Below are 10,000 nucleotides of genomic sequence, written 5' to 3' on the forward strand. Positions count from 1 at the left end.
CGCCCGCCCCGCACCTCCAACTCGACATCGCCGCCCTGGGCCAGCTCGAGTTCCGCCCACCCGACCCCGAGCGCTTCCCGGCACTCCAGCTTGCCCGCGCCGCCGGCAAGGCCGGCCGCACCTACCCGACCGTGCTCAGCAGCGCAGACGAAGTCGCCGTCGCCGCATTCATCGCCGGACGTCTCGGCTTCACCGGCATCGTGGACGTCGTCCGCGAGGTGGTCGACCGCCATCAGCCCGAACCCGGCCTCCTCACCCTCGAAGCCATCGCCGAAGCCGATGCCTGGGCTCGCCGCGAAGCCGAAACCCTCATCGCCGCCACCGCCCGCTGATCCCCGAGTACCGGCCCGACGACTGGGACCGCGGCCGCGGCGATCACCTGCCTCGCGAATCGTTTTTGAGTCGGGACTTGTTGCGCTCGACGACTCATATGGACCTTCGACAGCGGCACGCATCCAGAGGCCCAGGACGAGAGCCCCCGGCCCATGCCCTAGCACGCAGGCCGGGGCGTCCCCGTCTACGCCCCGCGTGCCAGGGCTAGGCCGCGGACGTGTCGTGCACCGGCTTCCAGCAAGGCCAGGCCCGCCGCCTCCATCGTGGCACCTGTGGTGACGACGTCGTCGATCAGAAGCACCGACGCGCCGCCCACGCCCGGGCCGGCGCGAAAGGCGCCCTGCATGTTCGCCCGGCGACCGGCGTAGTCCAGGCCGACCTGTGGGCGGGTATCGACGATGCGCAGGAGATCCTGCCCCACGGGAACGCCGAGGCGTTCGGCCACCACCTCGGCCAGGATCTGCGCCTGGTTGAATCCCCGCTCGCGCTGGCGGCGAGGGTGGAGCGGGATCGGCAGGACAAGGTCCAGGGGGGTGTCGTGGAGCGTTGCCGCGGCCACGTCGGCCAGCAGACCGCCGAGATACCGGCCCCGAGCGTACTCGCCACGGTACTTGACGCGGTGGATGGATGACCGCAGCGGGCCTTCAAAGACGAAGGCGGCGCGGATCGGTCCCAGCCCCTCCGGCCACTCCGCGCAGATGGGGCAGACCCGGCCACGCGTGCGAGGTCGACCACAGCGGCATTGGGGGCCGGTTAGCGGGCGCAACGCAGCCGCACAGGTGGGACAGAGCCACTCGCCGCGCCGGCCGCAGCCGCCGCAGACCGCCGGCAGCAGCGTGGCCTCCACGGCCCGCACCAACCGGCGGGCCCACGCGAGCGGGCTCGGCATCAGTGCACGTCCGAGGCACGTGTGGAGGTGGCGGCTGGGCTCCCCACGGATTCCAATTCGTCTGGGAGCGTGGCGCCTGCGGAGCGAGCGGGCACGTAGTCGAGCCGGTCGCCGACCGACGTCTTGCTCGCGCGGATCGTACCCGGCGGCAGCTCGATCACGTAGCGGGCCCCGGTGAACAACGGGCCGATCTGCCACGGCGGCATCGCTTCGGCAATCCGCACCACCACGTCGTCGCGGTTGAGGTAGAGGACATCGATCGGGAAGCGCATCCACATCGAGTGGATCGACGAGCACGGATCGATCAGCAAACCGGTGCCGGGTGGTAGCGTGGGACGGAGCATCAGTCCGCGCGTCCGCTCCCAGAGGCTGCGCGCCACCTGCACACGCTCGGCCACGACCGTGCCCCGCGTTGTGTTCAGTACCCGGATCGACGCCGGCCACTGCCGGTCGCGCTTCGTCACGCGGCGCTCCCCTCGGCCGACCCGCGCGGGGTCAGCGCACGAACGCTTCCCACACGATCGGCACCGACGGGCCGAGCAGCACGATGTAGAGCGCGGGGAAGATGAGGAACACCATGGGGAAGATCATCTTGACCGGCGCCTTGTGTGCCTGCTCCTCGGCGCGCTGGCGGCGGCGCATGCGCATCTGCTTCGACTGCACGCGCAGGACCTGGGTGATGCTGACACCGAGCTGGTCGGCCTGCACGACGGCGGAGACGAACACGTTGAGGTCATCCACATTGGTGCGCGCGGCCAGGTCGCGCAGCGCCTCGCGCCGCGACTGTCCCATGCGGATCTCGGACAGCATGCGGCCGAACTCCCGCGTCAGCTCGTTGTCCCACTTCTCCACCACGCGCTGCAGCGCGGGATCGAAGCCGAGCCCGGCCTCCACGCTAATCGTGAGCAGGTCGATGGCGTCCGGCAGCGCGCGGATGATCGCCGTCTTGCGCCGCTTGATGCGGGTCCCCAGCCAGATGCCCGGCAGGAGGTAACCGATCGCCCCCACGACGGCCGGGAACAGGATCAGGTAGAGCAGGCTGCTGCCGCTCATGAGGAAGAGGACGAACAATAGGCCACCCAGGCCGCCGGCCAGCAGCACGCGCAGCCCCGTGAACTCGGCCGGGCCGAGGTTGGCGGGGTTGCCGGCCTCCACCAGCTTCTGGCGCAGCCGCTGGTGGCTCGTCTTCGGGGCAAACCGCGACATCATCCCGGCCAGGCGGCGGAGCAGTGGTTTCAGCACGCGCTCGCTGAACGGTTGCTGAAGTTCCAGCTCTTCCAGCGTGGGCACGCGGTGGCCGAACTGAGAAAGACGCTCCTCAATCACGACCTGCGGCCGCGGCTTGCGCACGCCGAGGACCACCAGTACGAGGGCGACCACCATGATGGTAATGGAGAGAACCGGCAGCATCTGTTGCATCGTCGTGCGTTACCCCGCTCGTCCCTGCTAGACCTCGATGTTGACGATCTTCCGCATGGCGATGAAGCCGAGGAAGATCAACACCACCCCGCCGATCGGCATACAGATCCACGGCCAGCGCATCATGCCCATCACGTATCCGGGGTTGATCACCATCAACAACAGCGCCAGGCCAACCGGCAGCGCGGAGATGATGTAGCCGGAGATGCTCTGCTGGGCGGTGAGCACGCGGATCTCACCCTTGATGCGCACTCGCTCCCGGATCGTCTCCCCGATGACGTCCAGGATCTGCGCCAGGTTGCCACCCACCTCGTGCTGCACGTTGATCGCCGTGATCAGGAGGTCCAGATCCTCGCTCGGCACCCGGCGCAGCAGATGCGCCATCGCCTCCTGCGTCGGGATGCCGAGCCCGACCTCCTGCACCACGCGCCGGAATTCCTCGTTCATCGGGGGCGGCGACTCGCGCGCGACCAGCTCCATCGTTTGCAGGAGGCTGTACCCGGCCCGCAGCGAGTTGGCCATCAGGGTGATGGTGTCACCAAGCTGGTTCACGAAGGCGTTCGTCCGCCGCCGCGCCCGCATCGAGATATACCAGTGCGGGACCATCCAGCCGATCAGGGCCACGACCAGGCCGACCAGCAGCCCCAAAATCGGCTGCGTGATCCCGCGTCCGAGCAGGAACCCCAGCATGAACCCGAACGCGGCCGACCCGGCACGGACGATGAGGAACTCGCCCACCGTCATCCGGATGTTGGCGCGCGCAAGTTGCAGCGCGACCGCCTCCGAGAACGTCTTGCCCTGGACAACGCGGTCGACCTGCTGGGCGAGGACGTTCGGCGTGCGGGCACCGGACAGCGACTCCGTTGCCAGCGACTCCAGTGAGGCGAACCGCTCCAGCCGCTCTTCGAGTTCGGGTGCCACCGCCTGTTCTCGGCGGACCAACAGGCCGAGTGCCACCAAACCCGCGGCCAGGAGGAATAAGATGAGGACCAGTGTCAGGAGATCCACGCCCGCTTCCTAACGGTGCCACCCTGCCAGCCGGCGGCGTGCCCCGAATCAGAAGAGCCGATCGTAACCCACCCCAAAGATCGTCGGCGGCAGATAGATGTTGGCAACCTCGAACTTCTCCACGAACTTCGGTCGGATGCCCGTCGGCTTGATGCGCCCGACGATCTTGTTGTTCTCCATACCGGTCTGCTCGAAGACGAAGATGTCCTGCATCACGATGACGTCGCCCTCCATGCCCTGGACCTCCGTCACCGCGACGATCTTGCGCGAGCCGTCCTTGAGGCGCGCCTGGTGGATGATCAGGTCAACCGCCGCCGCGATCTGCTCACGGATCGCGCGCACCGGCAACTCCACCCCCGCCATAAGGCACATCGTCTCCAGGCGAGCCAGGGTGTCGCGCGGGCTGTTCGAGTGCACCGTCGTCATCGAGCCGTCATGGCCGGTGTTCATCGCCTGGAGCATGTCCAGCGCCTCACCGGCGCGGCACTCACCGACCACGATCCGGTCCGGCCGCATTCGGAGGGCGTTAACCACCAGGTCGCGGATGGTGATCTCCCCGCGTCCCTCGATGTTGGGCGGCCGCGACTCCAGCGTGACGACGTGGTCCTGGCGGAGCTGCAACTCTGCCGCGTTCTCGATGGTCACGATGCGCTCGTCAGGCGGGATGAACGACGACAAGACGTTGAGCGTCGTCGTCTTACCGGAGCCCGTTCCGCCCGACACCACGATGTTCAACCGCGCTTCAACGCACGCCTTGAGGAAGGTGACCATCTCCTCGCTCATCGTGCCGAAGCGCACCAGGTCCTCGGCCGTCAGCGGGTCCCGCGCGAACTTTCGAATCGTCAGCGTCGGTCCGACCAGCGAGATCGGCGGGATCACCGCGTTGATGCGGGAGCCGTCCGGCAGACGCGCGTCCACCATCGGCGAACTCTCATCGATGCGCCGCCCCAGCGGGGACACGATTCGGTCGATGACCCGCATGACGTGGTCGTCGTCCTGGAAGGTGACGTCGGTGAGCTCCAGCTTGCCGTTCCGCTCGACGTAGACCTGGCGTGGGCCGTTGACCATGATCTCGGAGACGCTGTCGTCCTTGAGCAGCGGCTCGATCGGCCCGTATCCCAGGATCTCGGCGGCGATCGCTTCGAACAGGCGCAGCCGCTCGACGCGCGTCAGCACGATGTTCTCTGCCTCCAGCACGGAGGCAAAGGTCTCCTCGACCGTGCGCCGCACCTCCTCCTGGTTGCCCAGGTCCATGCGCGGGTCGAGCTCGGAGATCAGCCGGTTCTGGATGCGGCTCTTGAGTTCATTGAAGGAGTCGTTGCGGTGCGCAGCCGTGGGGCTGCTTCCCAAGGTCGGCCGGCGAAGCGCCGCAAGCTCGCCGGTCGCGACGCGCTGCGTCGCGGGCGCTGCGGGTGGCGAGAGCCGGTTGGTCGTCTGCGGCGGCGCCGCAGGCGGCGCTGGATCCACGGCCTCCGTTGGTACGTTGCCCAGGCGCTTCAAGAGCGACATGCCCTACTCCCTACCCATCCCGGAGGACATCGGCGCGGCTGACCGCTCAACCATGACGCAAGGCTGTCCGGAGACGGCCCACCAGCCCGGTGGCGCGCTCCGACTGTTTCACCGTCACCGCAACCTCGGTCGCATCCTCCGCGACCAGGCTGGTCGCGAGCCGCTTAATCTCGACCGAGACGCGGTGCTCCGGCTGGGTCTCGACCAGCGGCGCCCCCTCATTCACGCTCCGGAGCAGCGCCGCCGGCTCGTCCGGGATCTTCGCGACCAGCTCGCGCTTGAGGTTCTCCGCAATGTCCTGCGCCGGGATACCCGAGAACGTGTTCTGGCGATTGAGAACCAACAGAACCTTGTCCATCGGGTAGCCGAGCAGTTCCGTGATCTCCAGGAACTGCCGCGCGTCCTTGATCGCGGTCATCTCCATCGTCAGCACGAGCAGGATCCGGTCGGACGCATCCATGATCGACAGCATGGCGTCGTCGAATCCAGGACGGGTATCGACCACCACGTAGTCCGCCATCTTAGTCAAGAGCGAGAGCGACGCACGCAGGTGCTCGGCCGTGACAGTCTCCGCCTCCTGCGGGGTGGGCGGCGCGAGCAGCAGCCGCACCCCACTCCCGTGCGTCACCAGGATGTCGTCCATGAGTTCCCGATCGAGCGAGTGCACCTGGGGCACGATGTCGGCGATGGTCTTCCCGTCTGCGACGTTCATCATGACGCCGACATCGCCGAAGTGCAGGGCACCGTCGACCAGGACGACCTGCTTCTGCGTGGCGCGCCGGATGGCGACGGCCAGGTTGGTCGCCAGGGTCGTGCGGCCGACCCCACCCTTGCTGCTGACGACGCTGATAATCCGCCCCTTGGTGCCGTCGCCGGCCCGGCCGTTCGGGCTGCCGGTCGCCGCGGCCGCGGTGACGACCTGAACCGGACGCGGCGCCAGGCGGGAGACATGCCGCACGGCAAGGATCAACTCGTCGAGGCTGAAGGGCTTGGCCAGGAACTCACGTGCCCCCGCCAGCATGGCCCGCCGGAGTACGTCCGGCTCGTTCTGGACCGACATCATGATCACCGACGTGGTCGGCACCTTGGCCGAAATCTGCATCGTCGCCGCGATGCCGTCCATGTCGGGCATGTTGAGGTCCATGAGCACGATATCCGGGTGCAGCGCGACGGCTAGGTCGATCCCTTCCTTGCCGCTCGATGCCTTCCCCACGACCTGGATGTCGGGCTCGAACCGCAGCAGCTTTTCGACGTTGTCGCGGCTCTCCGCGACATCATCGACGATGAGAACCCGGATCGTGCTCCCAGACATCTACTGTCCTCCACCCGGCAGCCGAACGGTCTTCGGCACCGGCAGGCCGTACTCGTTGACCAGTTGCTCGTAGGTCACCCCGGTCGTGGTCACCGCGCCGTTGTCGTCCTTCGGGCGCAGAACGACCTGGTACTGCCCGTCGTTGTCCATCAGGAACTTGATGACCTCAGCCTGCTGCGGATCGACCTCCAGCACCAGCAGGTCTGCATCCGGCAACTTCTCCGCCGCACCCTGCGGCGCAGTCGGTGTGCTCGACGCCTCGCCGTCGCCGGTCGCGCTCGTGCCGTTGCTGACCGTGGTATCGCCCGCGATCACCCGCAACACGCGCACGTTCTGCACGACGACCTTGGTCACCGGGTTCCCCGGTGCGTTGTCTTCAACCAGGAAGCGCGAGCCAGGCTCACCCGGGTACGGGTAGGTCTGCCCCTCGGCCGCCCCCGGCGGCGGTTGCAGCACAAGCGTGTCGTCTTTGGCGTACCCTGTGGTCGTGTCGCGCACCTCCAACGGCTCCGACGGCACCACGCGTGACAGGTTGATCCGCACCGAGTAGATGATGTCGATGCGGTCGTCCGGGCGGATCATCCCGCCCAGGGCATTGATCCGGTCCACCGGCAGCGCGATCGCGCGGCGCCCCTCAGCCAGGTCAAACGTGAGCCCTGGTGCGACCAGGTTGGCGGCCAGGATCTGCTGACCCTTGACCAGATTCCCGGACACCGCCATCCCGACGACCTGCGCGGGCGAGGTCGCGCTGCCCGGTGCCACGCCCGACGCATCTACCTGGGTAACCTGGATGTCATCCTCGGAGAGCACGGTGTTGGCCGGGATATCCCGCGCAGCGACCACCACATTGGCCTTCGCGGGCGCGTTGCCTTCTTCCTCCGGTTGGCCGAGAACCCCGGAGAACGCGACGATTGCCAGCAACGCCGCCACCAGCGCCAATGCCACGCCGAGGAGAATGAAGAGCCGTCCGCCCTTGCGCATACAGTACGTTCCCTCTCCGGCTCATTGTGAGCCGCCTCGTCACAGGTGGCCGTTGCCACGATTTCGGCTACATCGCAGACGGAGCCTGGTCGATGTGCTACTCAGAGTGTAGGAACGTGCTTATGCCAGGGCCATAGTACGTTGGTAACGAGCAATACCGGGGCAGTCCCGGGGACTGCCGGCCCCGCGTGGTATAGTTGCCGGCGAGGCCGATGCATATGCAGGATCGAGCGACCCTTCTCTACGGCCAGGACCCCACGGAGCGTATCGTCGCGGTCGAGCGCGTGGGCCAGTCACACGTGCGCGTGTTTCGCCGCCTGCACGATGATCGCGTGGTGGCCGAGTCGGCTCCCTTCCACCCGTGGGCTGTACTGACCGAGGAGGGCGCTGGCGCCCTCGACCGGCGCGGTGCCGAGATCGTGCGCCTCCAGGGCGATCTCCCGCTGCGGTACCTCGCCCGGTTCGTGAGCTGGAATGCCTTCCGCGCCGCGATCGAGCAGATCCAGCAGCGGGGGTACCCGGTCCACACCTTCGGGCACCCCACCGATCAGTACCTCACCCTGACCGGGCGGAACCTCTTCCGCGGCATGGACTTCGACGACATCGTCCGGATGCAGATCGACATTGAGACGACCGGCTTCGACGCGCGCTCGAACCGCGCCGAAATCCTGGTCGTGGCGCTGTCGACCAACCGCGGCCGGCGGGAAGTGCTCGACGTTGCCGACTTGGGTGAGGCGGGGGTGCTGCAAACGCTCACCGAGCGCATTCAGCAGATCGACCCCGACGTCATCGAGGGGCACAACCTCTTCAACTTCGATCTGCCGTTCCTCATCGAGCGGGCCCGGCAGCACGGGGTGACGCTCGCCTGGGGCCGGGACGGCTCACCGCCCCGCATCGGCGGCACCCAGCGCTTCAAGGCCGGCGCGCGAACGATCCCGTACCAGGCGGTGTCGATCTTCGGCCGGCACATCGTCGACACCTACCAGCAGATCCAGCGCTACGACACTGCCAACGAGCTGGAAAGCTACGGGCTCAAGCAGTCGATCGACGCGCTCGGCCTCACCCATCCCGATCGCATCTTCATCCCGGGCGACGAGATCGGCCGCGTCTATGCCGAGGATCGGCAGCGGGTCCACGCCTACGCGCTCGACGACGTGGCCGACGTGGCGCTCTTGAGCGAGCTGGCCCTCCCGACCGAGTTCTATCAGAGCCAGATCCTGCCGCGCGGGCTACAGGGCGTCGCCACCGGCGGGCCGGGCGAGAAGATCAACTACCTCATGACCCGCGTCTACCTCGCGCTCGAGCACAGCCTGCCCCTCCCGGATACGCCGAAGCCCTACCCCGGCGGCTACACGGAGGTCCGCCGCGTCGGGGTGTTCCGCCCGGTGGTCAAGTGCGATGTCGAAAGCCTCTACCCCGCCATCATGCTCAGCGACCGCATCGCCCCCGCGACCGACGTGCTGCAGGTCTACCTCGACCTCCTGGAGGTCCTCACCGCCCGGCGGTTGGAAGCCAAGCGCCGCGCACGGGAGACGACCGGCGCGGAGCAGGCACGCTGGCTCGGCCTCCAGTCCAGCTTCAAGGTGCTCATCAACTCCTTTTACGGCTACCTCGGTTACGGCCGCGCGCTCTTCAGCGACTTTGATGCAGCCCGACGGGTCACGCTGCGCGGGCAGGAGATCATCCGGCAGGTCGTGGACGCCCTCGATGAGGCCGGCGCCGAGACGATCGAGATCGACACCGACGGCGTCTACTTCCGCCCACCGCCCCACGTGCGCGGCCGGGACGCCGAGGAAGCCTTCGTCGCCGCGATCGGCGAGCGGCTGCCGCGTGGCATTAGCCTGGCGCACGATGGCAGTTTCGACGGCATGATCTCGCTCAAGACGAAGAACTACGTCCTGCGGGCGCAGGACGGACGGATCATCCTCAAGGGGAGCAGCCTGCGCTCACGGCGCGAGGAGCCGGTCCTGCGGCGCTTCCTGCGGGATGCCGCTCGCGCCTTCATCGAGGGCACGCCCGCCACCGTCCGCGACCTCTACCTCGACACGGCCGAGCGCCTGATCCAGCGCGCCCTTCCGGTGCAGGACATCGCCCGCTGGGAGACGATCACCGAGAAGACGTACACCAGCGAGGCCAACCGGCGACTGGCCGACGCCGCCGCAGGGGAACGGATCGGCGAGCGCATCGCGGTCTACCAACGGGCCGACGGCAGCCTCGCCCGCATCGAGCAGTACGCGGGGGATGAGGATGTCGACTACCTCCTGCGCCGTCTGCGTGACATGGCCGCGCGGTTCCGCCCGCTGTTCCCCGACGACGCAGCCTTCGACCATCACTTCCCGCCACTCACGGCGCGCTCCGACGTCGCGGTCGTCCGTACCGCGCCCGCCGTCCAGCAACTCTCCATGTTCTGAGACGACGTACCCGACAGGACCAACAAGAAAAACGGCCGATCTCGACGTGAGATCGGCCGATGCACGGAACAAACCAAAACAGCCGACCCGAATGGGTCGGCTGTTGCTGGTAGCGGGGGCGGGATTCGAACCCGCGAC

The 10,000-nt window shown here is 67.7% G+C and carries 8 protein-coding genes, 1 tRNA gene and 1 pseudogene (1 of these 10 cut by a window edge); 2 read left to right on the top strand and 8 right to left on the bottom strand.

Features of this window, described 5'->3' with window-relative positions; translation table 11 throughout:
• Nucleotides 1-332 (top strand): annotated as a pseudogene (locus tag IRZ30_RS10775) (1-deoxy-D-xylulose-5-phosphate reductoisomerase); the annotation flags it as partial.
• Between the two features lie 185 nt (nt 333-517).
• On the opposite strand, the gene IRZ30_RS10780 reads toward IRZ30_RS10775, so the two are convergent.
• Genes IRZ30_RS10780 through cpaB form a run of 7 tightly spaced genes read right to left on the bottom strand, consistent with a single transcriptional unit; the run spans nt 518 to nt 7,451 of the window.
• Complete coding sequence (locus IRZ30_RS10780; RefSeq protein ID WP_294085089.1) at nt 518-1,222, bottom strand: ComF family protein; 705 nt, start codon at nt 1,220-1,222, stop codon at nt 518-520.
• A complete protein-coding gene (locus IRZ30_RS10785) occupies nt 1,222-1,686 on the bottom strand; it encodes a DUF192 domain-containing protein (RefSeq protein WP_294085090.1) in 465 nt (154 codons plus the stop codon). The genes IRZ30_RS10780 and IRZ30_RS10785 overlap by 1 nt, the downstream gene beginning before the upstream one ends.
• 31 nt (nt 1,687-1,717) lie before the next feature.
• Nucleotides 1,718-2,641: a type II secretion system F family protein gene (locus IRZ30_RS10790; protein WP_294085091.1), complete on the bottom strand. Its 924-nt coding sequence runs from the start codon at nt 2,639-2,641 to the stop codon at nt 1,718-1,720.
• Between the two features lie 27 nt (nt 2,642-2,668).
• Entirely contained in the window at nt 2,669-3,649 is a 981-nt protein-coding gene (locus IRZ30_RS10795) for a type II secretion system F family protein (RefSeq protein WP_294085092.1), read from the bottom strand.
• Between the two features lie 48 nt (nt 3,650-3,697).
• Entirely contained in the window at nt 3,698-5,158 is a 1,461-nt protein-coding gene (locus tag IRZ30_RS10800; protein WP_294085093.1) for a CpaF family protein, read from the bottom strand.
• 46 nt (nt 5,159-5,204) lie between these two features.
• On the bottom strand, nt 5,205-6,470 hold the full coding sequence (locus IRZ30_RS10805; RefSeq protein WP_294085096.1) for a response regulator: 1,266 nt from the start codon (nt 6,468-6,470) through the stop codon (nt 5,205-5,207).
• Entirely contained in the window at nt 6,471-7,451 is a 981-nt protein-coding gene (cpaB, locus tag IRZ30_RS10810; RefSeq protein ID WP_294085097.1) for a Flp pilus assembly protein CpaB, read from the bottom strand. It lies immediately after the preceding gene.
• Nucleotides 7,452-7,669: 218 nt separating this feature from the next.
• Here cpaB and IRZ30_RS10815 point away from each other — a divergent pair, with 218 nt between their 5' ends.
• A complete protein-coding gene (locus IRZ30_RS10815) occupies nt 7,670-9,862 on the top strand; it encodes a 3'-5' exonuclease (RefSeq protein WP_294085099.1) in 2,193 nt (730 codons plus the stop codon).
• A 107-nt stretch (nt 9,863-9,969) separates the two neighbouring features.
• On the opposite strand, the gene IRZ30_RS10820 is transcribed toward IRZ30_RS10815, so the two are convergent.
• Nucleotides 9,970-10,000, bottom strand: a tRNA-Met gene (locus IRZ30_RS10820) (it continues 44 nt past the right edge of the window).

It is taken from the genome of Sphaerobacter sp., from assembly GCF_019683595.1.
Classification (GTDB): domain Bacteria; phylum Chloroflexota; class Chloroflexia; order Thermomicrobiales; family Thermomicrobiaceae; genus Sphaerobacter.

What these genes read in the sequence shown, in the direction of transcription:
- IRZ30_RS10780 (WP_294085089.1), bottom strand. Translation starts at nt 1,222, where the DNA reads ATGCCGAGCCCGCTCGCGTGGGCCCGCCGGTTGGTGCGGGCCGTGGAG.
- IRZ30_RS10790 (WP_294085091.1), bottom strand. Translation starts at nt 2,641, where the DNA reads ATGCAACAGATGCTGCCGGTTCTCTCCATTACCATCATGGTGGTCGCC.
- IRZ30_RS10800 (WP_294085093.1), bottom strand. Translation starts at nt 5,158, where the DNA reads ATGTCGCTCTTGAAGCGCCTGGGCAACGTACCAACGGAGGCCGTGGAT.
- IRZ30_RS10805 (WP_294085096.1), bottom strand. Translation starts at nt 6,470, where the DNA reads ATGTCTGGGAGCACGATCCGGGTTCTCATCGTCGATGATGTCGCGGAG.
- cpaB (WP_294085097.1), bottom strand. Translation starts at nt 7,451, where the DNA reads ATGCGCAAGGGCGGACGGCTCTTCATTCTCCTCGGCGTGGCATTGGCG.
- IRZ30_RS10815 (WP_294085099.1), top strand. Translation starts at nt 7,670, where the DNA reads ATGCAGGATCGAGCGACCCTTCTCTACGGCCAGGACCCCACGGAGCGT.